At 70.1% G+C, this 25,386-nt stretch carries 24 protein-coding genes; 15 read left to right on the top strand and 9 right to left on the bottom strand.

All coding sequences use genetic code 11. The features are described from left to right. From J2847_RS22070 to J2847_RS22040, 7 genes are all read left to right on the top strand, one after another. The coding region (locus J2847_RS22070) for an NAD(P)(+) transhydrogenase (Re/Si-specific) subunit beta (protein WP_209780995.1) at positions 1 to 99 on the top strand (99 nt) is incomplete at its 5' end. Between the two features lie 120 nt (positions 100 to 219). Further along, on the top strand, positions 220 to 1,170 hold the full coding sequence (locus tag J2847_RS22065) for a LysR family transcriptional regulator (protein WP_209780978.1): 951 nt from the start codon (positions 220 to 222) through the stop codon (positions 1,168 to 1,170). 182 nt (positions 1,171 to 1,352) lie between these two features. Further along, complete coding sequence (locus J2847_RS22060) at positions 1,353 to 1,877, top strand: formate dehydrogenase subunit gamma (protein WP_209780977.1); 525 nt, start codon at positions 1,353 to 1,355, stop codon at positions 1,875 to 1,877. Beyond that, complete coding sequence (locus J2847_RS22055; protein WP_209780976.1) at positions 1,874 to 3,454, top strand: formate dehydrogenase beta subunit; 1,581 nt, start codon at positions 1,874 to 1,876, stop codon at positions 3,452 to 3,454. The genes J2847_RS22060 and J2847_RS22055 overlap by 4 nt, the downstream gene beginning before the upstream one ends. 21 nt (positions 3,455 to 3,475) lie before the next feature. Then, positions 3,476 to 6,331 carry a formate dehydrogenase subunit alpha gene (fdhF, locus tag J2847_RS22050; protein WP_209780975.1) on the top strand — a complete coding sequence of 952 codons (2,856 nt, stop codon included), beginning with the start codon at positions 3,476 to 3,478 and terminating at the stop codon, positions 6,329 to 6,331. Positions 6,332 to 6,347: 16 nt separating this feature from the next. Next, positions 6,348 to 7,181 (top strand): formate dehydrogenase accessory sulfurtransferase FdhD, encoded by an 834-nt coding sequence (gene fdhD / locus J2847_RS22045; RefSeq protein WP_233474697.1) that lies wholly within the window; start codon positions 6,348 to 6,350, stop codon positions 7,179 to 7,181. Between the two features lie 36 nt (positions 7,182 to 7,217). After that, complete coding sequence (locus J2847_RS22040) at positions 7,218 to 7,436, top strand: formate dehydrogenase subunit delta (protein ID WP_085554496.1); 219 nt, start codon at positions 7,218 to 7,220, stop codon at positions 7,434 to 7,436. Between the two features lie 218 nt (positions 7,437 to 7,654). On the opposite strand, the gene J2847_RS22035 is transcribed toward J2847_RS22040, so the two are convergent. Beyond that, positions 7,655 to 8,368, bottom strand: a complete 714-nt coding sequence (locus J2847_RS22035; protein WP_209780974.1) for a GntR family transcriptional regulator — start codon at positions 8,366 to 8,368, stop codon at positions 7,655 to 7,657. Between the two features lie 226 nt (positions 8,369 to 8,594). On the opposite strand from J2847_RS22035, the gene J2847_RS22030 reads away from it, so the two are divergent. The 6 genes from J2847_RS22030 (at position 8,595) to hydA (ending at position 14,834) form a co-directional block, all read left to right on the top strand. Beyond that, positions 8,595 to 9,617, top strand: coding sequence for an ABC transporter substrate-binding protein (locus tag J2847_RS22030; protein ID WP_209780973.1), 1,023 nt, complete (start codon positions 8,595 to 8,597; stop codon positions 9,615 to 9,617). 74 nt (positions 9,618 to 9,691) lie between these two features. After that, positions 9,692 to 10,498 (top strand): ABC transporter permease, encoded by an 807-nt coding sequence (locus J2847_RS22025; protein WP_209780972.1) that lies wholly within the window; start codon positions 9,692 to 9,694, stop codon positions 10,496 to 10,498. 4 nt (positions 10,499 to 10,502) lie between these two features. After that, entirely contained in the window at positions 10,503 to 11,288 is a 786-nt protein-coding gene (locus J2847_RS22020) for an ABC transporter ATP-binding protein (RefSeq protein WP_085554499.1), read from the top strand. Beyond that, positions 11,285 to 12,616, top strand: a complete 1,332-nt coding sequence (locus J2847_RS22015) for an amidohydrolase family protein (protein WP_209780971.1) — start codon at positions 11,285 to 11,287, stop codon at positions 12,614 to 12,616. Before J2847_RS22020 ends, J2847_RS22015 begins: the two co-directional genes overlap by 4 nt. A 29-nt stretch (positions 12,617 to 12,645) precedes the next feature. Next, on the top strand, positions 12,646 to 13,377 hold the full coding sequence (locus J2847_RS22010; RefSeq protein ID WP_209780970.1) for a maleate cis-trans isomerase family protein: 732 nt from the start codon (positions 12,646 to 12,648) through the stop codon (positions 13,375 to 13,377). 20 nt (positions 13,378 to 13,397) lie between these two features. Then, positions 13,398 to 14,834 carry a dihydropyrimidinase gene (gene hydA / locus J2847_RS22005; RefSeq protein WP_209780969.1) on the top strand — a complete coding sequence of 479 codons (1,437 nt, stop codon included), beginning with the start codon at positions 13,398 to 13,400 and terminating at the stop codon, positions 14,832 to 14,834. A gap of 115 nt (positions 14,835 to 14,949) precedes the next feature. On the opposite strand, the gene J2847_RS22000 is transcribed toward hydA, so the two are convergent. The 3 genes from J2847_RS22000 to J2847_RS21990 are packed head-to-tail and all read right to left on the bottom strand — an operon-like array spanning position 14,950 to position 18,256. Further along, positions 14,950 to 15,666 (bottom strand): GntR family transcriptional regulator, encoded by a 717-nt coding sequence (locus J2847_RS22000; RefSeq protein WP_233474696.1) that lies wholly within the window; start codon positions 15,664 to 15,666, stop codon positions 14,950 to 14,952. Next, positions 15,663 to 17,066 (bottom strand): amidase, encoded by a 1,404-nt coding sequence (locus J2847_RS21995; protein ID WP_209780968.1) that lies wholly within the window; start codon positions 17,064 to 17,066, stop codon positions 15,663 to 15,665. Before J2847_RS21995 ends, J2847_RS22000 begins: the two co-directional genes overlap by 4 nt. Beyond that, entirely contained in the window at positions 17,066 to 18,256 is a 1,191-nt protein-coding gene (locus tag J2847_RS21990) for an MFS transporter (protein ID WP_209780967.1), read from the bottom strand. Before J2847_RS21990 ends, J2847_RS21995 begins: the two co-directional genes overlap by 1 nt. 29 nt (positions 18,257 to 18,285) lie before the next feature. On the opposite strand from J2847_RS21990, the gene J2847_RS21985 reads away from it, so the two are divergent. Continuing rightward, a complete protein-coding gene (locus J2847_RS21985; protein ID WP_209780966.1) occupies positions 18,286 to 18,639 on the top strand; it encodes a hydroxyisourate hydrolase in 354 nt (117 codons plus the stop codon). Between the two features lie 94 nt (positions 18,640 to 18,733). Here J2847_RS21985 and J2847_RS21980 read toward each other — a convergent pair whose 3' ends face one another. The 4 genes from J2847_RS21980 to J2847_RS21965 form a co-directional block, all read right to left on the bottom strand. Further along, a complete protein-coding gene (locus tag J2847_RS21980; RefSeq protein WP_209780965.1) occupies positions 18,734 to 19,546 on the bottom strand; it encodes an ABC transporter permease in 813 nt (270 codons plus the stop codon). 15 nt (positions 19,547 to 19,561) lie between these two features. Beyond that, a complete protein-coding gene (locus tag J2847_RS21975; protein WP_209780964.1) occupies positions 19,562 to 20,419 on the bottom strand; it encodes an ABC transporter permease in 858 nt (285 codons plus the stop codon). A gap of 262 nt (positions 20,420 to 20,681) precedes the next feature. Further along, positions 20,682 to 21,728: an ABC transporter substrate-binding protein gene (locus J2847_RS21970; protein ID WP_209780963.1), complete on the bottom strand. Its 1,047-nt coding sequence runs from the start codon at positions 21,726 to 21,728 to the stop codon at positions 20,682 to 20,684. A gap of 56 nt (positions 21,729 to 21,784) precedes the next feature. Continuing rightward, a complete protein-coding gene (locus J2847_RS21965; RefSeq protein ID WP_209780962.1) occupies positions 21,785 to 22,927 on the bottom strand; it encodes an ABC transporter ATP-binding protein in 1,143 nt (380 codons plus the stop codon). A 201-nt stretch (positions 22,928 to 23,128) separates the two neighbouring features. Between J2847_RS21965 and J2847_RS21960 the strand changes: the two genes are divergently transcribed. Then, the gene (locus J2847_RS21960) at positions 23,129 to 24,544 is read left to right on the top strand and encodes an amidase (RefSeq protein WP_209780961.1); all 1,416 of its coding nucleotides are present in this window, start codon (positions 23,129 to 23,131) and stop codon (positions 24,542 to 24,544) included. Between the two features lie 91 nt (positions 24,545 to 24,635). Here J2847_RS21960 and maiA read toward each other — a convergent pair whose 3' ends face one another. After that, complete coding sequence (gene maiA, locus J2847_RS21955; protein WP_209780960.1) at positions 24,636 to 25,277, bottom strand: maleylacetoacetate isomerase; 642 nt, start codon at positions 25,275 to 25,277, stop codon at positions 24,636 to 24,638. Positions 25,278 to 25,386 lie beyond the last annotated feature (109 nt).

The raw sequence follows: 25,386 nt of genomic DNA, 5'->3' as shown, positions 1-25,386 counted from the left end.
GCCGGCGTCGAGAACGAGCTGTTCTTCCGCCCCAACACCATGATGCTGTTCGGGGATGCGAAAAAGGTCACCGAAGAGGTGGTGAAGGCGATGGAGTAAGGGCCATTGCCTGACTTGAGCGCGCCGCCTTTCCTCTGGGGCGGCGCGCCTTTTTTCGTTTGAGGGTTGGGTGCGCCTTCCGGCTATCCTGTTGGCAGCCACAACGGATTGAAGCCGACGATGTCCCGCAAGTTCGTCTATCTCCTGGCCCTAGCGCGCGAGCGGCATTTCGGGCGCGCGGCGGAGAGCTGCCACGTCTCGCAACCGACCCTGTCCAACGCCATCCGCCAGTTGGAGGAGGAGCTTCAGGTCCCCATCGTCGAGCGCGGCCAGAAGTTCGGCGGCTTCACGCCGGAGGGGCTGAAGGTGCTGGAATACGCCCGCCGCATCGTCGCCGAGCGGGACAACCTGAACCACGAGTTGCGCGCCCTGGCCCAGGGCGTGACCGGCCATCTGCGGCTCGGCGCCATTCCCACCGCCCTGCCGGTGATGCCCCATGTGCTGGCGCCCTTCGCCGCGCGTTTCCCGCACATCCGCGCCACCGTAACCTCGCTGAGTTCGCGCGAGATCCAGCGCGGGCTCGATGAGTTCGACCTCGACGCCGCCGTCACCTACCTCGACAACGAGCCGCTGAACAACGTCCGCACCCTGCCGCTCTACTCCGAGCGCTACTACCTGCTGGCGCGGCGCGACGACCTGCCGCCCGACGCCATCGCGCAGGGCGCCATCGCCTGGGAGACGGCGGCGACCCTGCGGCTCTGCCTGCTGACTCCGGACATGCAGAACCGCCGGATCGCCGAGATCGCCTTCCGCATGACCGGGCGGGCGGTCGAACCGGCGATGGAGACCAACTCCATCGTCACGCTCTACACCATAGTGCGATTCGGCACTTGCGCCAGCATCGTGCCGGGCCAGTTGCTGACCTTCGTGCCGCCGCTGCCCGAGGTGGTGGCGCTGCCGCTGGTCGATCCCGACCTGAGCTACGTCGTCGGCCTCGCCTACGCCGACCGCGAACCGCCCTCGCAACTGGCGAAGGCGCTGGCCGTTGCCGCGGCGGAGGACGACATCGCCCACACCGTCGCCGTCTTCACCGCCGAGGCGATGACCCCCTGGCGTCTGGCGATCCGCTGATGGTCTGATGGCGACGGCTTGATAGCGAAAAGCTATCAGCCCATCAGAAAATGAAATTTGCTGGTATACCATATACTCCTGCACTCTCCCTTTACCGGGCGCCCGAAAGAGGGACCGGCGAGGACGACAAGGCAACCCAGGCCAGACGACCAAGGCCAGCCGAGAGCAAGGAGGGATCCCCCGTGAACGCTTGCCAACCGTGGAGCGTCGAGCGCGCCCGAACGATTGTCGCCGACAACCGGCATCTGCGCGGCGCCCTGCTGCCGATCCTGCACGCGCTGCAAGAGGAGTTCGGCTACATCGACGAGCAGGCCATCCCGCTGCTGGCCGGCGAGCTGAACCTGTCGCGCGCCGACGTTCACGGCGTGGTGTCCTTCTATCACGAGTTCCGCCGCGAGAAGCCGGGCCGCCACGTCATCAAGGTCTGCCGCGCCGAGGCCTGCCAGGCGATGGGCGCCAACGCGCTGGTCGACCACATCAAGGCGAAGCTCCAGGTCGATTTCCATCACACCACGGCCGACGGTGTCTTCACGCTGGAACAGGTCTTCTGCCTGGGCAACTGCGCCCTGTCGCCCGCCGTCATGGTGGACGAAAACCTCTATGGCCGCGTCACCCCGGCCCGCTTCGACGCCATCGCCGCCGAGACGGCGCACCCGACGCCCCGGCCGACCGCCCACATGGGCGCCCATAAGGAGCGCGCGCAATGAGCGGCCACCTGATCACCGTCTACGTCCCGCGCGACGCCGCCGCCCTGTCGCTGGGCGCCGATTCCGTGGCCGCCGCCATCCGCGCCGAGGCCGCCAAGCGCGAACTGCCGGTCCGCATCGTCCGCAACGGCTCGCGCGGCATGCTGTGGATGGAACCGCTGGTCGAGGTCGAGACCCCGGCCGGCCGTGTCGCCTACGGCTCGGTGACGGCGGACGACGTGCCGTCGCTGTTCGAGGCCGGCTTTCTCAGCGGCGGCGAGCACCCGCTGGGCCAGGGGCCGACCGAGGAGATCCCCTATTTCAAGAAGCAGGAGCGTCTGACCTTCGCGCGCTGCGGCATCATCGACCCGCTGTCGGTCGAGGATTACCGCGCCCATGGCGGCTTCCGCGGGCTGGAGAACGCGCTGGCGATGACCCGGGAGGAGATCGTCAAGACGGTGACGGACTCCGGCCTGCGCGGTCGCGGCGGCGCCGGCTTCCCGACCGGCATCAAGTGGAACACGGTGATGCAGGCCCAGGCGGACGAGAAGTTCGTCTGCTGCAACGCCGACGAGGGCGACAGCGGCACCTTCGCCGACCGCATGATCATCGAGGGCGACCCCTTCTGCCTGATCGAGGGCATGACCATCGCCGCCATCGCGGTGGGCGCCACCTCGGGCTATGTCTACATGCGCTCGGAGTACCCGCACGCGACGGCGACCCTGCGGCAGGCGATCAAGCTCGCCTATGACGAGGGCTGGCTCGGCGACAACATCCACGGCACCAGCCGCACCTTCCACCTCGACGTCCGCGTCGGCGCCGGCGCCTACATCTGCGGCGAGGAAACCGCGATGCTGGAGAGCCTGGAGGGCAAGCGCGGCATGGTCCGCGCCAAGCCGCCACTGCCGGCGCTGGAGGGGTTGTTCGGCAAGCCGACCGTGGTCAACAACGTGCTGTCGCTCTGCTCGGTGCCGATCATCCTCGACAAGGGTGGGGAGTATTACCGGGACTTCGGCGTCGGCCGCTCGCGCGGCACGCTGCCCTTCCAGCTCGCGGGCAACCTCAAGCATGGCGGCATCGTCGAGAAGGCCTTCGGCATCACTCTGCACGAGCTGCTCTATGATTTCGGCGGCGGCACCATCAGCGGCCGGCCGATCCGCGCGGTGCAGGTCGGCGGCCCGCTCGGCGCCTACCTGCCGCCCGCCCAGTTCGACCTGCCCAAGGATTACGAGGCCTTCGCGGCGCAGGAGGCGATGGTCGGCCATGGCGGCATCGTCGTCTTCGACGACACCGTCGACATGGCCCGGCAGGCCCGCTTCGCCATGGAATTCTGCGTCGCCGAATCCTGCGGCAAATGCACGCCCTGCCGCATCGGCTCGACGCGCGGCATGGAAACGCTCGACAAGATCATCGCCGGCAAGAACGTCGACGCCAACCTGACCCTGCTGGCCGATCTCTGCGAGGTGATGGTGGACGGCTCGCTCTGCGCCATGGGCGGCATGACGCCCTACCCGGTGCGCAGCGCCGTGAAGCATTTTCCCGAGGATTTCCGCCGCGGCGTCCCCGCCGTGCGCGTCACCCACATCGCCGCTGAATAAGCGCGACCAGGAGCAGCGATCATGTCCCTCACCCACGAGATCGATTACGGCACCCCGGCGCGCCTGTCCCCCAACCTGGTGACGCTGGAGATCGACGGCCGCAGCATCACGGTTCCCGAAGGCACCTCCGTCATGCGGGCGGCGATGGACGCCGGCATCACCGTTCCCAAGCTCTGCGCCACCGACAGTCTGGAGGCTTTCGGCTCCTGCCGGCTCTGCATGGTGGAGATCGAGGGGCGGCGCGGCACGCCCGCCTCCTGCACCACCCCCGTCGCGCCCGGCATGAAGGTGGCGACCCAGACCGACCGGCTGGCCAAGCTGCGGCGCGGCGTGATGGAGCTGTACATCTCCGACCACCCGCTCGACTGCCTGACCTGCCCGGCCAACGGCGACTGCGAGTTGCAGGATATGGCCGGCGCGGTGGGGCTGCGCAACGTGCGGTATGGTTTCGACGGCGAAAGTCATCTGAAGGCCGGCAAGGACGAGAGCAACCCGTACTTCACCTTCGACGCCTCGAAATGCATCGTCTGCTCGCGCTGCGTCCGCGCCTGCCAGGAGACGCAGGGCACCTTCGCGCTGACCATCGACGGGCGCGGCTTCGCCTCGATGGTGTCGCCGGGCGCCAAGGAAAGCTTCATGGACAGCGAGTGCGTGTCCTGCGGCGCCTGCGTCCAGGCCTGCCCGACCGCGACGCTGACCGAGAAGTCGATCATCGAGAACGGCCAGCCCGAACACAGCGTCATCACCACCTGCGCCTATTGCGGGGTGGGGTGCTCCTTCAAGGCGGAGATGCAGGGCACCACCGTGGTGCGCATGACCCCCTGGAAGAACGGCGGCGCCAACGAGGGCCATTCCTGCGTCAAGGGCCGCTTCGCCTGGGGCTACGCCAGCCACAAGGACCGCATCATGAAGCCCATGGTGCGCGAGACGATCACCGACCCGTGGCGCGAGGTGTCGTGGGAGGAAGCCATCGCCTACGCCGCCGAGCGGCTGAAGGCGGTGCAGGCCAAGCATGGCCGGGGCTCCATCGGCGGCATCACCTCGTCGCGCTGCACGAACGAGGAGGTCTACGTCGTCCAGAAGATGATCCGGGCGGCCTTCGGCACCAACAACATCGACACCTGCGCCCGTGTCTGCCATTCGCCGACCGGCTACGGTCTGTCGCAGACCTTCGGCACCTCGGCCGGCACGCAGGATTTCCGCAGCGTCGACAAGTCCGACGTGCTGCTGGTCATCGGCGCCAACCCGACCGACGGCCACCCGGTCTTCGGGTCGCGCATGAAGAAGCGGCTGCGCGCCGGGGCCAAGCTGATCGTCATCGACCCGCGCCGCATCGATCTGGTGCGCAGCCCGCACGTCCAGGCCGACCACCATCTCCAGCTCCAGCCCGGCACCAACGTCGCCGTGGTCAACGCCATCGCCCACACCATCGTCACCGAGGGGCTGGTCAACCGTCCCTTCGTCGAGGAGCGCTGCGATCCCAAGGAGTTCGCGAAGTGGGAGGCGTTCATCGCCGAGCAGCGCAACTCGCCGGAGTATCTGGAATCGCGCACCGGCGTCCCGGCCGATCAGGTCCGCGCCGCCGCCCGCCTCTACGCCACCGGCGGCAACGCCGCGATCTACTACGGGCTGGGCGTGACCGAGCACAGCCAGGGCTCCAGCACCGTGATGGCGATCGCCAACCTCGCGATGGCGACCGGCAACATCGGCCGCGAGGGCGTCGGCGTGAACCCGCTGCGCGGCCAGAACAACGTGCAGGGCTCCTGCGACATGGGCTCCTTCCCGCACGAGCTGCCGGGCTACCGCCACGTCTCGGATGACACCGTCCGCCACGAGTTCGAGACCGCCTGGGGCGTCACGCTGGATCCGGAGCCCGGCCTGCGCATCCCCAACATGTTCGACAGCGCGCATGACGGCAGCTTCCGTGGCCTGTTCGTGCAGGGCGAGGACATCGTCCAGTCCGACCCCAACACCCACCACGTCACCTCGGCGCTGGAATCGCTGGACATCGTCATCGTCCAGGACCTGTTCCTGAACGAGACGGCGGCCTTCGCCCATGTCTTCTTCCCCGGCACCTCCTTCCTGGAGAAGGACGGCACCTTCACCAACGCCGAGCGCCGCATCAACCGCGTCCGCAAGGCGATGCCCTCCAAGGTCGGCCGCGACGAGCATTGGGTCGCCTGCGCGCTGGCGACGGCGATGGGCTACCCGATGCACTACGACAGCACCGCCCAGATCATGGACGAGATCGCCCGGCTGACCCCGACCTTCCGGGGCGTCAGCTTCGAGAAGCTCGACCGCGTCGGCAGCGTCCAGTGGCCCTGCACCGGGTACGAGGATGACGACACCGGCATGGCGATCATGCATGGCGAGACCTTCGCGCGCGGCCTCGGCCGCTTCGTGATCACCGAGTATGTGCCGACCGACGAGCGGACGACGCGGATGTACCCGCTGGTGCTGACCACCGGCCGCATCCTCGCCCACTACAACGTCGGCGCCCAGACCCGCCGCACCGCCAACGTGGCCTGGCATCCGGAGGACGTGCTGGAGATCAACGCGGTGGACGCCGAGGTCCGTGGCGTCAAGGACGGCGACATGGTGTCGCTCGCCAGCCGCATGGGCGCCACCACGCTGCGCGCCGTCATCTCCGACCGCATGCCGGCCGGCGTCGTCTACACCACCTTCCACCACCCGGTGACCGGCGCCAACGTCATCACCACGGAAAATTCGGACTGGGCGACCAACTGCCCCGAATATAAGGTGACGGCGGTGCAGGTGAACCGCAGCAACCAGCCCTCCGACTGGCAGGTCGACTACGCGAAGAACGACGTCGAGCGCAAGCGCATCGCCGCCGCCAACGTGCTGGCCGCCGAGTAGGGGGGAGTATCAGGGCATGACCGCGATGAGTTTGGGTCCCGTCCGTTCCGGTGCGCCGGACATGTGCTCCATCGCCGTGACCGGCACCGGCTTTCCGGCGCCTCGCGGCGGGGGGGATGCGTCCGAGGCGGGGGTGACGTGGCAGATCCCCGAGGAGACCGCGGTCGCCTTCGAGTACAACGGACGCTCGCACGCGGTGATGATGGCGACCCCCGCCGATCTGGAGGATTTCGCGCTGGGCTTCAGCCTGGCCGAGGAGATCGTCGGGAGCGCCGCCGACATCGAGAGCGTCACGGTGCGCGAGACGCCGCTGGGCATGGTCGTCAACATGGCGGTCGATCCCTTGCGGCTCCTGCGCGGCAGTCTGCGCAGCCGGTCCATGGAGGGGCGGAGCGGCTGCGGCCTGTGCGGCGTGGACAGTCTCGTCCACGCCGTTCGGGAGCCCCGGCGGGTGACTTCGGAACTGGTGGTCGAGCCGGCGGCGGTGGCCGCCGCCTTCCGCGCCCTGCCGGACCACCAGCCGATGAACCGGGCCAACCGCTCGGTCCATGGCGCGGCGTGGTGCGCGCCGGACGGGACGATCCGCCTCGCCCGCGAGGATGTCGGGCGCCACAACGCGCTCGACAAGCTGATCGGCGCGGTGGCGTCGTCGGGCACCGATCCGGCGGCGGGCTTCGTCGTCATGACCAGCCGTTGCAGCTTCGAGCTGGTGCAGAAGTCGGCGGCGGTCGGCATTCCGCTGCTGGCGACCATCTCGGCCCCGACGGCGCTGGCGCTGGAACTGGCGCGCAACGCGGGTCTGACGCTGGGCTCGCTGTCGCGGACGGACGGTGTCGTCCTGTTCCGCTGATCCCTTATTGAACGCTGGATGTCAGGGAGACGACCGATGAATCACACCAAGGAGCTGGTCCGGATGGCGAACCAGATCGCCACCCACTTCGCCACCTACCCGCGCGAGGAGGCGGTCGCCGAGACAGCCGGCCACATCCGCAAATTCTGGGATCCGCGCATGCGCGCCGGCCTGCTCGCCCACGCCGAGGCCGGTGGGGCCGACCTGCACGAGGTGGCGCGCAGCGCGGTCGGGGTGTTGCAACAGGCGCGGTGAGGGCTGCCACTCCCGGTGGTTTTCCGGCCCTCCATGAGTAACGTTCCCGTCTTCGTCATGGCCGGGCTTGACCCGGCCATCCACGCTTCGGCGGTGTGTCGAGGTTGCGGTCGTGGATGCCCGGCACAAGGCCGGGCATGACGGTGTCTGGAAAAGACCGGGCAATGTCGGTCAAACAGGATCCGGCAGAGTAAAACTGCTCAAGCGCCGCCGTCCTCTCACCCCACTTCCGCCGCCGCAGCTTTCCCCATCCGCTGGCGCAAGCTGCGCAGCACGGCGTCGGCGGTCCGCCGGCTGTGCTCGGCGAGCAGGGCGCCCGCCGTCGCGGCGTCCCGGCTGCGCAACGCCGCCATGAAGCCGTCATGCTCGTCCACCGATTCCTGCCAGCGGTCCGCGTCGTAATTCGCCAATGAGCGCGCGCGCAGGATCTGGGCGGCGAAGCCGCTGTAGGTCGTCTCCAGCGCCGGGTTGCGCGCCATGGCGACGATCCAGGCGTGGATGCGCCGGTTGGTCATCGAATAGGCCGCGCGCTCCCCCGCCTTGTGCTGTGCCATGAGCTGGTCGTGCAGCCGGTCGAGTTCAATGAATTCGGCCTCCGTGCCGTTGCGGCAGGCCAGCGTGGCGGCCAACGTCTCCAGCGCCTCCATCACCTGGAAGATCGCGGCGATGTCCGTCGGGTCCACCGGCGTCACCACCGCTCCGCGGTGCGGCCGCAGCTCCACCAGCCCTTCCGCCGCCAGCACGCGCAGCGCCTCGCGCAGCGGCGTCCGCGAGACGCCGAGCTGCTCGCAGAGCTGCACCTCCGGCACGCGGCTTCCCGGCGGCAATTCTCCCTCCAGGATCATGGCGCGCAGCTCCGCCACGGCGGAATGCTGAAGGGTTGCCCGGCGGATCGGCCCGGTGGCGGCCTTGGCGGTCTTCGGCGTGTCCATGATCGGTTCGGCAACGCTCAGTTCTGCTGCATTGTTGGGCATTCGTGTGCGAACGATGCCAAGAGCTTAAAAATAGGGCAAAGATGGCCTGTTGCGCAACGCCTAAACAATTTCGATTTATCACATTGATATATATGAGCTAATCGGGAATAGAGATTTTGTATACAATTTGGCACGCTGCTTGCGACCGGATCGGCAACGCAACCGCATCTGGAGCCCGCGCCCCATGTCGTTCCGATCCCTCACGCTGAACGCCGCCGCCGCCATCCTCGCTTTGTCGGCCGTCGCCGGAGCCGCCGCGACCACCCAGGCCGCCGACGCGGAAAAGCTGAAGCTGGGCTTCGCCAAATGCGCCCACTGCCTGCCGATGGCGTTGACCCCCGGCCTCGCCAAGGGCGTCGAGATCGAGGCGATCAACTTCAACTCCGGCAACGACGTGCTGACCGCGCTGGTGTCCAAGAGCATCGACGTGGCGCAGGTCACCTACCTCCACTACATCACCGCCCTGGACAAGGGCTTCGACGTCGTCGCGGTGTCGGGACAGGTCAATGGCGGGTCGGAGGTGATGACCGCCAAGGGCATCGACCTGAAGGCCGACGACTGGGACGGGCTGAAGGCGCTGATCGCCGCCCGCAAGGAGAAGAGCGAGCCGCTGCGCGTCGCCGCCTCGCGCGGGAACGCGCAGGACATCCACATGCGTGGCGCCTTCCAGAAGCACGGCATCAACGTCAACAAGGACGTCCAGTTCGTCAACATCCCCAACCCGTCCGACCACGCCGCCGCCCTCCAGCGCGGCGAGATCGACCTGATCTGCACGGTCGAGCCCTTCGCCTCGCAGATCCGCAACAGCGGCGCCGGCACCCGCTTCGCGCTGCCCTACGACCAGGCGGCCGGCAACCTGACCAACCTGATCGTCACCCGCTCCGACGTCATCAAGGACCACCCGAAGGCGGTCGAGGCGACGGTCGGCTCGGTGGTGGCGCTGGTCGAAAAGCTGAAGACCGACCGCACGGTCTGGGTCGACACCATCAACAAATACACCGGCATGGACAGGGCGGTCGCCGCCCAGTCGCTGGAGAACGCGGCGCCCGACTACGCCATCCACAAGGACAGCACGCTCGCCATCGCCGCGATGATGCGGGACCTGAAATACATCACCCGCGACGTCGCCGCCGACGCCGAGAAGAACATCGACTACCGCTTCCTGGAGGCGGTGACCAGCAAGCCCAAGAGCGAACTCGGCTTCTGATCGGCGCAGGACGCCATCGCGCCCGGCGGACAGCCGCCGGGCAGCGCGCTTCGACGGTAAAAGGGAGCCGGTCCATGACGGCCTTGTCGAAATCCTGGGAACGCGCCGTCGTTCCCCTCTTCATCCTCGTGGCCTGGGAGATCGTCTCCCGGTCCGGTCTCTTCCCGGTGGCGCTGCTGCCGCCCCCGTCCGCCGTGCTGCACAGCTGGGGCGACTGGGTGTTCGGCTATGACGAGACCACCCAGGCCAACAGCGGGCGCTGGCTGGCCGACGCGCTGTCCAGCGCCACGCGGGTGGCCGCCGGCTACGCCATCGCGGCGGTGAGCGGTGTCCTGCTCGGCATCGCCATCGGCTGGTGGCGCTGGGTCGAGCGCACCATCGAGCCGACGATCCAGATGCTGCGGCCGGTGCCGCCGGTGTCCTGGATCCCGCTGGCGATCATCTGGTTCGGCATCGCCAACAAGCCGGCGATCTTCCTGGTCTTCCTCGGCGCCTTCTTCCCGATCCTGATGAACACCATCCACGGCGTGAAGACGGCCGACCGCAACCTGATCCGCGCCGCCTCGATGATGGGCGCCACCGAGCAGCAGCTGCTGCGCCACGTCGTCTTCCCCGCTGCCTTGCCCAGCATCTTCGCCGGCCTGCGCATCGGCATCGGCGCCGCCTGGATGCTGACGGTGACGGCCGAGATGGTCGCGGTGAAGAGCGGCCTCGGGTACGTGCTGTGGGACAGCTACTATTTCCTGCGCTACGACCTCGTGCTCGCCGCCATGGCCAGCATCGGTCTGCTTGGATTCGCCACCGACGGCCTCATCAAGCTGCTGATGTCCGCCGCCCTGCACTGGCAGCGCGCCTCCACCCTGCAAAGCCGGGAGGGCTGACCCGATGGCCGCCATCGAACTCAAGAACATCACCAAGGTTTATCGCGACGCCAAGCGCAAGCGCGACCTGCTGGCCATCGACGACGTCAGCCTGTCGGTCGGCAACAACGAGTTCCTCTGCCTGCTCGGCTCGTCGGGCTGCGGCAAGTCCACCCTGCTGAACATGATCGCCGGCTTCGAGACGCCGACCAAGGGCAGCGTCACGGTCGGCGGCAAGCCGGTCGACGGCCCCGGCGCCGACCGCGGCATGGTGTTCCAGCAGGCCAACCTGATGCCCTGGCTGCCGGTGTGGGAGAACGTCGCCTTCCACCTGCGCCTGAAGGGCTGGCGCAAGGCCGACCGCCGCGCCGCCGCCCAGGAATACATCGACATGGTCGGGCTCCAGGGCTTCGAGAACCATTTCCCGGCGGAGCTGTCGGGCGGCATGAGCCAGCGCGTCGGCATCGCGCGGGCCCTGCTGCTAAATCCGCAGGTCATCCTGATGGACGAGCCCTTCGCCGCGCTCGACGCCCAGACCAAGATGGACATGCAGGAGGAACTGGTCGCCATCTGGCAGAAGCAGCGCTGCACCATCGTCTTCGTCACCCACAGCGTCGACGAGGCGCTGGTGCTGGGCACCCAGGTCGCCGTGCTGACCAGCCGCCCCGGCCGGGTCCGCGAGCTGATCGGCCTCGATTTGCCGCGTCCGCGCGACATCACCAGCCCGCGATTCAACGACCACAAGCGCCACATCCTCAACCTGATCCGCGAGGAGGGCCTGCAACAGCGGCAGCAGGTCGCCGCCGCATGACCGAGACGCTCGACCTTCTGCTGACCGGCGTCCTCGCCCTGACCGGCGAGGCGGCCAACAGCCTGATCGACGACGCCGCCATCGGCATCCGCGACGGGCGCATCACCCACCTCGCCCCAGCCTCCGATCCCTGTCCGGAGGCCCGGCGAACCCGGCATCTCCCGGGCCGGCTGGTGACGCCCGGCTTCGTCAACGCCCATCTGCACGCCGTGCTGGTGATGGTGCGCGGCGTCGCCGCCGATCTCGGCTTCGCCCCCTCCTACACGCCGGGCGTGCCGAAGGGCACCGACGCCACGCCCGACGAGGCCCGCGCGCTGGCCCGGCTGGGCGCGGTGGAGGCTTTGCTGTCCGGCTCGACGCTGGTCTGCGACCATTTCGTCCACGCCGAGGCGACGCTCGACGCCATCGCCGAGCTTGGCCTGCGCGTTCACGCCGGCTGGCGGGTCCATGACGTGGATTTCTCGCGCGTCGCCCAGGGCGAATGGCGCTTCGACGCCGCCATCGGCGAGGATCTGCTGCGCCGGACGCTCGACCTGCACGACCGCTGGCACGGCGCCAAGGACGGCCGCATCCAGGTGCAGATGGCCGCTCACGCGCCCGACACCTGCTCCCCCGGCTTCCTGCGTACCCTTGCCGCCGAGGCGGCGGCGCGCGGCATGCGCGTCAACACCCATCTGGCCCAGAGCCGGGTCGAGGTGGAGCGGGTAAAGGCGGCGACCGGCCTCGGCCCGGCGGCGCTGCTGGAGGAGACCGGGCTGCTCAACGACCGGCTGCTCGCCACCCACTGCCTCTACGTCGACGAGGCCGACATCGCCCGCCTCGCCCGCGCCGGCGCCCACGCCGTGCATGTGCCCAAATGCAACGCCGCCTCCGGCCGGCTGGCGCCGACCCCGGCGTTGAAGGCGGCCGGCGTCAATCTGGCGCTCTGCACCGACACCCAGCACGGCGACATGGTGGAGGCGATGCGCTGGGCGCTCGCCACCGCCCGCATCCGGCAGGGCGGCGTCACCGCCGACTGGCAGCCGGCCGACGTCTTCCGCATGGCGACGCTGGGCGGCGCCCGCGCGGTCGGCATGGCCGACGATATCGGCACGCTGACGCTCGGCAAGAAGGCCGATCTCGTCGTCTTCGACACCCGTCGCCCGCATCTGCGCCCGCTGGTCAACCCGCTCGGCACGCTGGTTCACACCGGCCAGGGCCGCGACGTGGAGATGGTGCTGGTGGACGGCGAAACCCTGGTCGAGGACGGCCGCCCCGTCCGCGCCGACCTGGAGCGGATCTGCACCGAGGCCGACAAGGCCGCCCGCGCGCTCTGGGCGCGCGCCTGAACCAATTTTCCGAGAGAGAGCCAACCGACATGACCAAGCGCGTTCTTCTGGGGATGCTGACCCCCTCCTCCAACACGGTGCTGGAACCGGTGACCTCGGCGATGCTGAGCGGCCTGCCGGAGGTGTCCGCCCATTTCGGCCGCTTCACCGTCAAGGAGATCTCGCTGCGCGCCGCCGCGCTCGACCAGTTCACCGACGCGCCCTTCCTCGACGCCGCCCGCCTGCTGGCCGACGCCCAGTTGAACGTGATCGGCTGGAACGGCACCTCGGCCGGCTGGCTCGGCTTCGACGCCGACGTGAAGCTGTGCAAGACCATCGAGGCGGAAACCGGCATCGCCGCCTGCACCTCCATGCTGGCGCTGAACGAGATCCTGGAGACCACCGGGCGCAAGCGCCTCGCCATCGTCAGCCCCTATCTGGACGAGATCCAGGAGACGATGGTCGCCAACTACAACGCCGCCGGCTTCGAGGTGGTGGCCGAGCGGCACCTGAACGACCGCGGCAACTTCTCCTTCTCCGAGGTCGGCGAGGAGCGGATCGAGCGCATGTGCGCCGAGGTGGCGGAAGCCAGGCCGGACGCCATCGCCATCATCTGCACCAACATGCGCGGCGCCCCGGTGGCCGAGCGGGTCGAGAAGGCGCTGGGCATCCCCGTCTACGACACGGTGTCCACCGTGGTGTGGAAGGCGCTGCGCATGACCGGCGTCGACACCCGCCGGGTCCAGGGCTGGGGCAGCCTGTTCCAGGAACTCCACGGCTGACGGCAAACAGGAGGGAACCCATGGATTTCGATCTGGTCATCCGCAACGGCACGGTCGCCACCGCGTCGGACGTGTTCAAGGCCGACGTCGGCGTCCGCGACGGCAAGGTCGCGGCGCTCGGCGACGGGCTCGCCGCCGGCCGCGAGGAGATCGACGCCGCCGGCCTGCTGGTCCTGCCCGGCGGGGTGGACGGCCATGTCCATTTCGACCAGCCGACCGGCGATGCCTCGGTGATGGCCGACGATTTCCTGAGCGGCACCCGCTCCGCCGCCTTCGGCGGCACCACGACGGTGCTGCCCTTCGCCTGCCAGCAGAAGGGCCAGTCGCTGCGCGCGGCGGTCGACGACTACCACCGCCGCGCGGCGGGCAAGCCGGTGATCGACTACGCCTTCCACCTGATCGTCACCGACCCGACCGAGCGGGTCCTGGGGGAGGAGCTGCCGGCGTTGATCCGCGAGGGCTACACCTCCTTCAAGATCTACATGACCTACGACGCGCTGAAGCTGAACGACCGCCAGATCCTGGAGGTTCTCGACATCGCCCGCAGCGAGGGCGCCATGGTCATGATGCACGCGGAGAACGCCGACTGCATCGCCTGGCTGACCGAGAAGCTTGAGCGCGCCGGCCAGACCGCCCCCTTCTTCCACGGCGTGTCGCGCCCGCGCGTGGCGGAGCGCGAGGCCACCCACCGCGCCATCTCGCTGGCCGAGCTGGTCGACGTGCCGATCCTGATCGTCCACGTCTCCGGCGCCGACGCGGTGGAGCAGATCCGCTGGGCGCAGGGGCGGGGCCTGCGCATCTACGCCGAGACCTGCCCGCAATACCTGTTCCTGACCGCCGACGACCTGGGCGGCGAGGGTTTTGAAGGAGCGAAGTGCATCTGCTCGCCGCCGCCGCGCGACGCGGCGAACCAGCGGGTGATCTGGGACGGGCTGGTCGGCGGCACCTTCCAGGTCTTCTCCTCCGACCACGCGCCCTTTCGCTTCGACGGCCCGCAGGGCAAGAAGGTGCATGGCGACGACGCCCCCTTCGCCTGCGTGCCCAACGGCATCCCCGGCGTCGAAACCCGCCTGCCGCTTCTCTTCTCCGAGGGCGTGATGAAAGGCCGGATGGAACTGACCAGGTTCGTCGAGCTGACCGCCACCAACCCGGCGCGCATGTACGGGCTGCACCCGCGCAAGGGCACCATCGCCGTCGGGGCCGACGCCGACATCGCGCTGTGGGATCCCGCGCGAACGGTGACGATCACCAACGGGATGCTCCACCACAACGTGGACTACACCCCCTACGAGGGCATCGAGGTGACCGGCTGGCCGGTGACAACGCTGTCCCGTGGGGAGGTGGTGTGCCGGGACGGTGCGCTGCTGGCGTCTCCGGGGCGCGGGGAGTTCCTGCCCTGCGGACTGCCGGCCCCGGCTCGACCCAAGGGCGCGCCGGCTCCGGTGCTGCCTTTCTGATCTCCAGGCGGATTGTGCAAGTATCTCGATCTCGGAGCGCCACAGAATCCCCCTCTCCCCCCGGGGAGAGGGGATCCGGCTCCATAGGGCATGCACATGGCACGTGTGCCCGAACTCAACCCGCCCGGACAGCGCGCGGCGAGGCGCAGGCCGCCGCCACGACCTCGCCGGTGCGGCCGACATGCTGGACGAACAGCCGTTGCGCCGTGTCGCCGTCGCGCGACTCCAGCGCGGTCAGGATCTCGCGGTGCTCCAGCACCGACTCCCTCCACCGCCCCTGCGCGCCCAGCGCGAAGTAGCGCGCCCGCGCCAGCCGGCCGAGCAGCCGGTCGTGCGCCTCGGCCAGCGCCGGATTCTTGGCGCTGGAGACGATCAGCCGGTGGATCTTCTGGTTGATGTCGAAATACTCCTCCAGCGCGCCGGCCCCCTGCAACGCCTCGATCCTGCCCTGGAAGCCGCGCAGGCGGCGCAGGTCGGCGGCGGTCATCCGCTCGGCGGCGAGGCGGGCGGCGAAGCTCTCGATGCAGCCCTCCGCCTCGAACAGATGCGTCAGCTCGGCCGCGTCGAGCGGCGCGACGATGGCGTTGCGGTTGGGGCGCAGCATCACCAGCCCCTCCGCCGCCAGCAGCTTCAGCGCCTCGCGCAGCGGCGTGCGGGAAATGCCGAGCCGTTCGCTCAGTTCCGGCTCGATCAGCCGGGCCGAGGGCGCCAGATCGCCGTAGATGATCATGCCGCGCAGCCGGTCCACCGCCATCTCCGCCAGCGACGGCGGCGGCGCACGGCGGCGGCGGGGGATGGAACCGGCGTCCGGGGCTTCGTCGTCCACACTCATAAACCCGCTCCCGGCCAGAATTCGGCGAATGCCCGTTCCGCGATGGCGGCGAAGCGCAGGACCCGGCGGTCGAACCCACGCGGGCCGACGATCTGCAACCCCACCGGCAGCCGATCGCGGCCCCGGCCGCAAGGCAGGCTGAGGGCGGGGGCCTTGGCGTGGTTGACGAGCGGGGTGAAGACCGCGTGCGCCCGCGGCGGCACCGGCTGTCCGCCGATGACCGCCGGCCCCAGCCGGTCAAGCGGCCACGCCACGCAAGGGGTGGTCGGGCCGACGAGAAGATCGGTGTCGGCGAGGAAGGCGGCCAGCGCGCGGGCGACCTCGGCGCTCAGGATCTGGGCGGCGGCGACCTCCGCCCCCGACAACGACAGGCCGCGCTCGATCTGGGCGGCGATGTCGGGGTCGAACAGGGCCGGGTCGCGGCGGAAGGCGTCGCCGTACAGCGCCGCCAGCCCGGCGTGCTGCAACGGCATCAGCGCGGTCTCGGTGACGCCGGCCGGCCAGACGGGATCGCGGCGGAGGATGCGGACGCCGGCTCGTTCCAGCGCCTCGACGGCCCGCTCGACCGCGTCGCGGACGTCCTCGTCCACCGGCGCGTCGAGCCCGAGGCGCGGGCTGTAGGCGACGGTCAGCGTTCCGGCCGGGCGATCCTCGTCCGACGCGATGGCCACCGAATCCGGATCGCGCGGGTCGGGACCGGCCAGCGCCTCGAACATCAAGGCGGCGTCGGCGACGTCGGCGGCGATCGGCGCCATCACCGCCAGCCCGACGAAGGGCTCGGCGAAGCCGGGGCCGTAGGGGATGGCGCCGAAGGAGGGCTTGAAGCCGACCGCGCCGACATGGGCGGGCGGGCGGCGGCTCGACCCGCCGGCGTCGGTGCCGAGCGCCAGCGGCACCAGCCCGCCGGCCACCGCCGCCGCCGGCCCGCCGCTGGAGCCGCCGGGCGTCAGGCGCGGGTCCATCGGGTGGCGGGTCGGGCCGAACAGCGGGTTGGTGGTGACGCCCTTGCAGGCGAACTCCGAGCTGTTCGTCATCCCGACGATGACGGCGCCGGCCGCGCGCAGCCGCTCGACCGCGATGGCGTCGGCCGGGGCGCGGAAATCGGCGAACAGGCGGGAGCCCTGCGTCACCCGCTGGCCGGCAACCCAGATGGTGTCCTTGATCGCCACCGGCACACCGGCCAATGGAAGCGTTTCCCCCGTGCCAATCCGCCGGTCGACCGCCTCGGCCTGCGCCAGCGCGTCCTGATGATGGACGGCGACGAAGGCGTTCAGCGCCGGGTTGCCGGCGGCGATGCGGGCAAGCGCCGCCTCGGTCGCGCTGCTGGCGCTGGCGGCGCCGGCGCGCACGGCGGCGGCGATGGCGGCAGCGGTCGTGGCGGCAGGGGGGAAGGAGGACATCAGCGGTTTTCTCCGAGAAGGCTGAGGCCGGCGAGCGCCGCCAGCGCGGCGATCAGCAGATAGCCGGTCGCGAGGCCGCCGAAGGCCGAGGCGGCGATCAGCAGCATCGGTCCGCCGATCAGCCCGACGTAGCTGCCGACCAGCACGGCGCCGGTCGCCTCGCCGATGCGGTCGCGCGGCGACAGCCGGGCGACTTCGGCGAGGAAGACACCGTTCCAGCCGCTGGCGGTCAGGCCGAGCAGGAAGGTGGCGACCAGAAGCAGGGGGAAGGGCAGGCTGGCTCCCGCCAGCCCGATGAAGGCGGCGGCGGCGGCCATGCCGAGCCCGAGCAGCCCGACCAGCCGGCGCGGCGCCACCCAGCGCGTCGCGACGACTCCCCAGCCGAGCCGCCCGGCCAGTCCGCCGCCCTGGCCGACCGCCAGCGCCAGCCCGGCGGCGACATGGCCGAGGCCCAGCTCGGCCACCGCGAAGACGACGAAGAAACCATTCAGGGCGATCTGCGTCGCCGCGTAGGGGGCCGACGCCAGCGCCATCCGCCGCAACGCCCTGTCGTCGCGCACCAGCCGCCACGCCGCACCCAGCCCGAAGGCGGCGCCGGCCGAGCGGGTCAGCGGGTCGTAGACCGGCCGCAGCCGCTCGAACAGCAGGATGCCGCCCAGCGCCACCAGCGCGATGGCGGCGTAGCCGGCGCGCGGGTCGAAGGCCATGGCGATCGCCGGCAGCGTCACCGACCCGGCCATGGCGCCGAGCTGGTTGCCGGTCTGGCGCAGCGAGAAGACAAGGGGGCGGTCGGCCTCGCGCGCCAGCCGCCCGAGGATGGCGGAACTGGCCGGCGTTTCCGGCCCGCAGGCCAGCCCGATGGCGACCCCGGCGGCGAGCAGCGCGGCGGCGTTGCCGCCCAGCATGGCGAACAGCATCGCCGCCGCCACCGCCAGCGCGCAGAGCGAGGCGACGCGGAAGGCGCCCAGCCGCCCGGCCATCACGCCGCCGCCGAGCGACGCGGCCATGCCGACCAGGAAGCCGGCGGTGGTGAACAGCCCGAGCCCGGCCGGGTCGATGCCCATGCGCGGCGCCAGCACGCCGGGCGCGAACAGCCCGAGCGCCACCACCGCCTGGAGCGCCGTCATCGCCACCAGCGCCGGGCGCAGCGCCGGCAGGGCTGGCGGTGTGGGGAGCGTCTCGGCTACCATCGCGCCCACTCGGGAACGGAGGAACGGGCATGGCGGGCGGCATCTCGATTCACGGCGTCGACGTGGCGCGCGGCGTCGCGGCGGAGGGGCTGTATGTGGAGCTTCACGCGCTGGCCCCCGAACGGCGCCGGCTGGCGGCGGGGCGGCTCGGCGCCAACGGCCAGCTCGACCACCCGACGGTGCGCGGCGAGGGCATCGCCCCCGGCCCGCACGAGGCGCTGTTCCACATCGGCGACTGGCTGCGCGCCGCCGGGTATCCGGAGGAGCAGGCGGGATTTCTCGACATCCTTCCCTTCCGCTTCGTGGTGACCGACCCCGACCGTCATCTGCATCTGCCCTTGAAGTTCACGCCCTATGGCGTGTCGCTGTTTCTGGGTGTGTGAGGCGGTCGCGGTCAACCATCTGCGGTTGGACGGCTCCAATGAGCCGTCGACTGTGGCGCGGCGGGGTCAGGCCAACGGGATAGGCCGAGCGGGGTCAGGTCAACCGCTTGGACAGGCCGGCGACGCGCTCCATCACCAGCATCAGGGCGATGGTGACGACGATCAGCACGCCCGACAGCGCGGCGACGGTGACGTCCAGCTTGCCCTCCAGATCCTGCCACATGCGGATCGGCAGCATGTCGGTGGCGGCGTCGCGCAGGAACAGCGACACCGGCACGTTGTCGAAGGACGCCATGAAGGCGATGAAGCCGCCGGCCAGGATGCCCGGCCGGATCAGCGGCAGGGTGATGCGGCGGAAGCTGTGCCAGCGCGAGGCGCCCAGGCTGGCCGAGGCCTCCAGCAGCGCCGGGTTCATCTGGGCCAGCGACGCCACCGTGTTGCGCACCACGAAGGGGACCGACACCACGGTGTGGCCGATGATCAGCGTCAGCGGCGACACCGGCACGCCGACCAGCGAGAAGAACATCAGCGACGACAGCCCGAAGGCCAGCGCCGGCAGCACCAGCGGCGACAGGAACAGGCTGTCGAGCACGCGGGCGGTCAGTGACGCCGAGCGCGCGATGCCCAGCGAGGCCGCCACCCCCAGCAGGATCGACAGGGCGGTCGCCCAGAAGGCCACCTTCAGGCTGTTCATCATGGCGAACTGGAGCTGCCAGGCGTTCCACAGCTCGACGTACCAGCGCAGCGAATAGCCGGGCGGCGGGAACTTCAGCGAATAGCCGCTGGTGAAGGACACCCAGATGACCACGATGGTCGGGGCGGCGAGCAGCGCCAGCGCCAGCAGCGCGACGCCGGTCATGACGATGCGGAAGCTGAGCGCGTCGAAATCGATGCGGCGGTTGGTCATGGCTTTCCGCCCTCCTCAGGCGTTGGTGTAGCCGCGCGACAGGCGGCCCAGCGCGTTGAAGATCGACACCACCACCAGCACCGCGACCAGGAAGACGATGGAGATCGCGGCGGCGAAGGGCCAGTTCTGCAAGGTGGACGCCTGCTGGTAGATGTACATCGGCATGAACAGCATCTGCCCGCCGCCGATCAGGCTCTGGGTGATGAAGGCGGTGATGGCGGCGGCGTAGGTCAGCAGGCAGCCGGCGACGATACCCGGCAGCGACAGCGGCAGGATCACCTTGCGGAAGGTCCGCCAGTGCCCGGACCCCAGCACCGAGGAGGCGTCGGCGAGGTTGGGGTCGATGCGGCTCAGCGCCGTGATCAGCGGCAGCACCATCAGCGGCATCTGCACCTGCGCCAGCGCGATGACCACGCCGCTCTCGGTGTAGAGCAGCTTCAGCGGCGTGTCGATCAGCCCGAGCCCGGCCAGCGAGGCGTTGACGATGCCCTGGCGGCCGAGGATGACGACCCAGGCGAAGGTGCGCACCACCACGCTGGTCAACAGCGGCAGCAGCACCAGCAGCATGATGGTCCCCTTGGCCCAGGAGGGCGCGCGCTGGTGCAGCCACGCCACCGGATAGCCCAGCAGCAGCGTCAGTGCCGTGACCTTCACCCCCAGCCACAGGGTCGAGCCCAGCACGCCCAGGCTGAAGCGGTCGCCGAGGAAATTGACGTACTGGGTCAGCCCGTAATGGCTTCCCTGCGGGTCGGCCTGGAAGCTGAGCGCCAGCAGGATGACCAGCGGCGTGATGAAGAAGACGACGAACCCCAGCGCCAGCGGGGCCGCGAGCTTCAGGTCGTAGGTGGTGACGTTGCGCAACGCCGCGGCCATGGGGTGTGTCTCCTGAATCAAAAAACTCTCTTCCGCCCCGACCCGCACCCCTGGTCCCCTCTCCCCCTGGGGAGAGGGTTAGGGTGAGGGGGATGCACGGCGGGGATTTCCGGGATTGGGAGGGGCGCTTCTGGACGCTTGCGGCGTCACGCCGTGCATCCCCCTCACCCCGACCCTCTCCCCGCCTTTCGGCGAAGCTTCGCTTCGCCTGTCGGCAGCGCTGGCAAAGCCAGCGCTGGGGGGAGAGGGGGAACTCCAAACCTCAGACGCGAATCTCGCGGTTGAAGCGTTCGATCCAGGCGGCGCGCTGCTCGTTGATCTTGGCCCAGTCCTGGAACACGAACTTCTTCTCCAGATCGGCGTGATCCTTGGCCAGCGCCTTGGCGATCTCGCCCTTCATGGCGACCTTGGTGTTGGTCGGCACGATCAGGTAGGGCTCCTCCATCAGAATCGCCTGCACCTCCGGCGACAGGGCGGCCTCGATCAGCTTGAAGGCCAGCTCGCGGTTGGGGGAGTTCTTGACGATGTGGATGGTCGTCTTGAAGGCGATGGCGCCCTCCTTCGGCGCCACCCACTCCACCGGCACGCCGCGCGCCTTGAGGATCTGGATGGCGTTGAAGTTGCCGGGCGAGATGTCGATCTGGCCCTGCTGGAACAGGGTGGCGAGCTGGCCGGGGTTGGCGGCGACGGCGGCGAGGCTGGGGCGCAGCGCCTCGATCGCCTTGAAGGCCGGGTCGATGTTGCTCTCCGACCCGCCATGCATCTTGGCCAGCTCGACCATGAAGCCGGTGCCGAGCGTCGAGTTCAGGTTGGTGATGCCGACGCGGCCCTTGAACTCCGGCTTCCACAGATCGGCCCAGCTGGTCGGCGGGGTCTTCACCGTCTCCGGGTTGTAGGTCAGCCCGACAACCTGGAAGAAGGGCGCCGGCCCGCTCGGCTCCTGCGCCGCCGGGATCAGGTCCTTGTAGTGGGCGCTCTTGTCGACCGGATAGGGCTCGACGAGGCCCTGGGCCACCGCCTGGAGCGCCGGGCCCGGATCGTGCAGCATGACGTCGATCGGCGGGTTGTTCTTCGCCGCGTTGACCTTGGCGATCTGGTCGACCGACAGCATCGGGTCGAGCACCATGTCGGCGTTGCCGGCCGCCTTGCGGAAGGCGGGGACGAGCACGGCCTTGTGCGCCTCCTCCCAGCTTCCGGTGAAGGTCGCGAAGACCAGCGGGCGGGCCTGCGCCCAGGTCAGGCCGGGGAAGGCGTGCATGGCGCCCAGCGTCAGCGCCGTCTGCATCAGGTTGCGGCGGGTCAGCAGCATCGGTCGACTCCTGAAGGGATGGGAGGAGAAGGGCAGGGGGAGGAAAAGCGGAGGGATCAGGCCGCGGCGAAGACCGAGGCGAGGCGGGGGGCGACCGGGGCGAGGCGCACCGGCGTGCCGGGGGCGAGCAGCAGCCCGCGCTCCAGCCGCGGCTCCGCCACCTTGACGGCGGAGCCGTCGCCGACGCGGATCTCGTGCACCACGGTGGCGCCGAGCGGCAGCCCCATCTCGACCACGCCGTTCAGCGTCTCGACGCCCTCGGCGCCGGGGTCGACGCGCAGATGCTCGGGGCGCAGGCAGACGGTGACGCGGGCGCCGGGGAGCAGGTCGCCCTTGGGCGCGCGCGTCTCGATCAGGCCGCCGGCGTCGAGCCGCACCCGGCCGCCGCCGCGGTCGAAATCGACCAGCACGCCGCCCAGCAGGTTGGCCGAGCCGACGAAGGTGTTCACGAACAGGCTGTCGGGCGCGTCATAGATCTGGGTCGGCGGCGAGAACTGTTCCAGCCGGCCCTGGCTCAGCACGGCGACGCGGTCGGCCATCGACAGTGCCTCCTCCTGGTCGTGGGTGACGAGGATGGTGGTGATGCCGGACAGGCGCTGGATGCGCTTGACCTCGATCTGCATGTCGAGCCGCAGATTCTTGTCGAGCGCCGCGAAGGGCTCGTCGAGCAGCAGGATCGACGGGTTGACCGCCAGCGCGCGGGCCAGCGCGACGCGCTGCTGCTGCCCGCCGGAGAGCTGGCGCGGGTAGCGGTCGCCGAGATGGCCGAGCTTCACCAGATCCAGCATGCGCTGGGCCTCGGCGCGCTGGGTGGCGCGGTCGGCGCCGCGCGCGTCCAGCCCGTAGGCGACGTTCTCCGCCACCGTCATGTGCGGGAACAGCGCGTAGTTCTGGAAGACGATGCCGACCGAGCGGCGGTTGGGCGGCAGCCCGTCCACCGTCTCGCCGCCGACGATCACATGGCCCTTCGTCTGGGCCAGGAATCCGGCGATGATGCGCAGCAGGGTGGTCTTGCCGCAGCCCGACGGCCCGAGCAGCGCCACCAGCTCGCCGCCGCGGATGTCGAGCGTGACGTCGTTGACGGCGACCGACTGGCCGTAGCGCTGGGTGATCCCGTCGAGGAGAAGCGTCTGCCCGCGCGGGGCTGCCTGCGAGGCTGCCCGTGAGGATGCTTGACTGCTGGGCGAGGCACTGACCATGGCTGCACCGTCCGTTTCGCGTTACCTTCGTACGCATCCTATTTAGCAAACAGCATGCCGTTTTCCGTATTTCCATTCTTTATCAATATGATAAATCAATTTATTGGAATTCGGGGCCTCGCTGGTCGAGCCGAGATGGCAACGGCTTGTGCGGTGCCTGGAAGCAATTGCCTCTTTTTGCGCCATGAAAGGGAATGATGCATGGGTGAGCAGATCGACGCCGCAGGCGAGGCGCTGTGGCGGGAGGGGGCGGCCCGCTTGGCCGGCCGGCTGGCGCGGCGGGAGCTGACCGCCCGCGCGGCGGTTGAGGCGCATCTGGCGCGGATCGAGGCGGCCGAGCCGGCGCTGTCCGCCTTCGTCACCGTCGCCGCCGACGCGGCGCTGGCCCGCGCCGACGCGCTGGACGCGGCACCCCGGCCGGTGGGGCCGCTGCACGGCGTGCCGGTGGCGGTGAAGGATCTGACCGACACCGCCGGCCTGCGGACCACCTACGGCTCGGCGCTTTATGCCGACCATGTGCCGGCGGCGAACGACGTCGCCGTGGCGCGGATCGAGGCGGCCGGCGGCATCGTCATCGGCAAGACCAACACGCCGGAGTTCGGCTTCGGCGCCGTCTGTCAAAACCGGCTGGCCGGGCCGACGCGCAACCCCTTCGACCCGGTGCTGACCTCGGGCGGGTCGAGCGGCGGCTCGGCGGTGGCGGTGGCGACCGGCATGGCGCCGCTGGCGCACGGCACCGATTTCGGCGGCTCGGTGCGGGTGCCGGCCAGCTTCTGCGGCATCGCCTCGATCCGGCCGACGCCGGGGCTGATTCCGGCGCCGGGGCGTGGGCTGGGTTGGGACACGCTGGCGACGCACGGCGTGCTGGCGCGCGACACGGCCGACTGCGCGTTGCTGCTGGGCGCCATGGCCGGCGCCGATCTGAACGACCCGACCTCGCTGTTCGGCGACCGCGACGACGGGTCGGAGTCGCGGCTGGGCGCCACGGCGGATTTCGGCGCGGCCACCGTGTCGGAGGCGGTGCGCGCGCGCTTCGACCTGGCGGTCGGGCGGCTGGAGCGGGCGGCCGGGCCGGTGGCGCGGCGCCATCCCGAGTGCGGCGACGCCATGGCGACCTTCCGCACGCTGCGCGCCGCCCAGACCCGCCACGCCTTCGGCCCGCTGCTGGCCCGGCATGGCGAGCGGCTGACCGACACCGTGCGCTGGAACATCGAGGCCGGCGCCGGCATCACCGCCGACGCCTATCTCGAGGCGCAGGCGGCGCGCACGGCGCTGTACCGGCGCTTCGTCGCGCTGTTCCGCGACATCGACGTGCTGGCGGCGCCGGCCTGCGGCGTGCTGCCCTGGCCGAACGCCGACGGCGAGGTGACGGCGATCGACGGGCGGCCGGTCGAGACCATCCTCGACTATCTGGGCGTCACCGCCATCGTGACGCTGATCGGATTCCCGGTGCTGACCCTGCCGGTGGCCCCGTCGTTGGGGGAGGCGGACGGGCTGCCCTTCGGCATCCAGCTCATCGCGCGTCCGGGCGAGGAGCGCCGGCTGGTCCGGCTCGGCCTGCGGCTGGAGCGTGAGGCCGGCTTCGTCCACCGCTGGCCGGTCGCCTCCGTGGCTTGACCAAAGCCCCTCTCTCCTTGCGGGAGAGGGGGCTCTTCAGGGCTTTCCGTCAGGCCGGTGGCTCCCAGCGAGCCTCAGCGGAAAGGGCGGCTCATTCGGCGTCCGGCTGGCGGCCGGGCTCCGCCGCCTGGAAGGCGGGGAGGGCGCGGGCGGCGGCGGCGATGCGGCGGATCGTCGGGTAGGCGTCGAGCGGGCAGTTCAGCCGCTCGGCGTTGAACAGCTGCGGGACGAGGCAGACGTCGGCGAGCGTCGGTGTCTCGCCGTAGCAGAAGGTTCCGGTGCGCGGGTCGCGGGCCAGCATCGCCTCGACCCCGGCGAAGCCCTCGGCCACCCAGTGGGCGTACCAGGCGTTGCGGGACTCCTCGTCCTGGCCCAGCCGGTCGCGCAGGTGGTTGAGGACGCGCAGGTTGTTGATCGGGTGGATGTCGCAGGCGATGGCGAGCGCGATCGAGCGCACCCAGGCGCGGTCGAGCGGGTCGCGCGGCAGCAGCGCCGGTTCGGGACGGGTCTCGTCGAGATACTCGATGATGGCGAGCGACTGGGTGAGAATCTGCCCGTTCTCCTCCAGCGCCGGCACCAGCCCCATCGGGTTGACGGCGAGATAGTCGGGGGCGCTCTGCTCCTTCCTGCGGAGATGGACGAAGACCTGCTCCTCGGCCGCCAGCCCCTTGAGGTTGAGCGCGATCCGCAGCCGGTACGCCGCCGATGACCGGAAATAACCGTAGACCTTCATGCTGTTGCCCTCCTCCGGATGGTTTCTCGCCGGTGGTCCCTGCCCCGCGCCCGTTGGCTTTCCGGCAGGCCGCCGATCTTGCGCGTGAAAACTGTCATGGGCGGCAATC

Source organism: Azospirillum agricola (assembly GCF_017876095.1).
GTDB lineage: Bacteria > Pseudomonadota > Alphaproteobacteria > Azospirillales > Azospirillaceae > Azospirillum > Azospirillum agricola.
Note: the sequence above shows the minus strand (reverse complement) of the source record. Positions and strands in the feature narration are given on the sequence as shown.

Bases quoted from the DNA above. Each gene is read 5' to 3' on its own strand.
- J2847_RS22035 (WP_209780974.1), bottom strand. From the start codon at position 8,368: ATGGACACGCCGAAGACCGCCAAGGCCGCCACCGGGCCGATCCGCCGG.
- J2847_RS21985 (WP_209780966.1), top strand. From the start codon at position 18,286: ATGGCGGGCGGCATCTCGATTCACGGCGTCGACGTGGCGCGCGGCGTC.
- J2847_RS22040 (WP_085554496.1), top strand. From the start codon at position 7,218: ATGAATCACACCAAGGAGCTGGTCCGGATGGCGAACCAGATCGCCACC.
- J2847_RS22000 (WP_233474696.1), bottom strand. From the start codon at position 15,666: ATGAGTGTGGACGACGAAGCCCCGGACGCCGGTTCCATCCCCCGCCGC.
- J2847_RS21975 (WP_209780964.1), bottom strand. From the start codon at position 20,419: ATGGCCGCGGCGTTGCGCAACGTCACCACCTACGACCTGAAGCTCGCG.
- J2847_RS21995 (WP_209780968.1), bottom strand. From the start codon at position 17,066: ATGTCCTCCTTCCCCCCTGCCGCCACGACCGCTGCCGCCATCGCCGCC.
- J2847_RS21980 (WP_209780965.1), bottom strand. From the start codon at position 19,546: ATGACCAACCGCCGCATCGATTTCGACGCGCTCAGCTTCCGCATCGTC.
- J2847_RS22010 (WP_209780970.1), top strand. From the start codon at position 12,646: ATGACCAAGCGCGTTCTTCTGGGGATGCTGACCCCCTCCTCCAACACG.
- J2847_RS22020 (WP_085554499.1), top strand. From the start codon at position 10,503: ATGGCCGCCATCGAACTCAAGAACATCACCAAGGTTTATCGCGACGCC.
- maiA (WP_209780960.1), bottom strand. From the start codon at position 25,277: ATGAAGGTCTACGGTTATTTCCGGTCATCGGCGGCGTACCGGCTGCGG.
- J2847_RS21990 (WP_209780967.1), bottom strand. From the start codon at position 18,256: ATGGTAGCCGAGACGCTCCCCACACCGCCAGCCCTGCCGGCGCTGCGC.
- J2847_RS21960 (WP_209780961.1), top strand. From the start codon at position 23,129: ATGGGTGAGCAGATCGACGCCGCAGGCGAGGCGCTGTGGCGGGAGGGG.
- hydA (WP_209780969.1), top strand. From the start codon at position 13,398: ATGGATTTCGATCTGGTCATCCGCAACGGCACGGTCGCCACCGCGTCG.
- J2847_RS22055 (WP_209780976.1), top strand. From the start codon at position 1,874: ATGAGCGGCCACCTGATCACCGTCTACGTCCCGCGCGACGCCGCCGCC.
- J2847_RS22030 (WP_209780973.1), top strand. From the start codon at position 8,595: ATGTCGTTCCGATCCCTCACGCTGAACGCCGCCGCCGCCATCCTCGCT.
- J2847_RS22065 (WP_209780978.1), top strand. From the start codon at position 220: ATGTCCCGCAAGTTCGTCTATCTCCTGGCCCTAGCGCGCGAGCGGCAT.
- J2847_RS21970 (WP_209780963.1), bottom strand. From the start codon at position 21,728: ATGCTGCTGACCCGCCGCAACCTGATGCAGACGGCGCTGACGCTGGGC.
- J2847_RS21965 (WP_209780962.1), bottom strand. From the start codon at position 22,927: ATGGTCAGTGCCTCGCCCAGCAGTCAAGCATCCTCACGGGCAGCCTCG.
- fdhF (WP_209780975.1), top strand. From the start codon at position 3,476: ATGTCCCTCACCCACGAGATCGATTACGGCACCCCGGCGCGCCTGTCC.
- fdhD (WP_233474697.1), top strand. From the start codon at position 6,348: ATGACCGCGATGAGTTTGGGTCCCGTCCGTTCCGGTGCGCCGGACATG.
- J2847_RS22025 (WP_209780972.1), top strand. From the start codon at position 9,692: ATGACGGCCTTGTCGAAATCCTGGGAACGCGCCGTCGTTCCCCTCTTC.
- J2847_RS22015 (WP_209780971.1), top strand. From the start codon at position 11,285: ATGACCGAGACGCTCGACCTTCTGCTGACCGGCGTCCTCGCCCTGACC.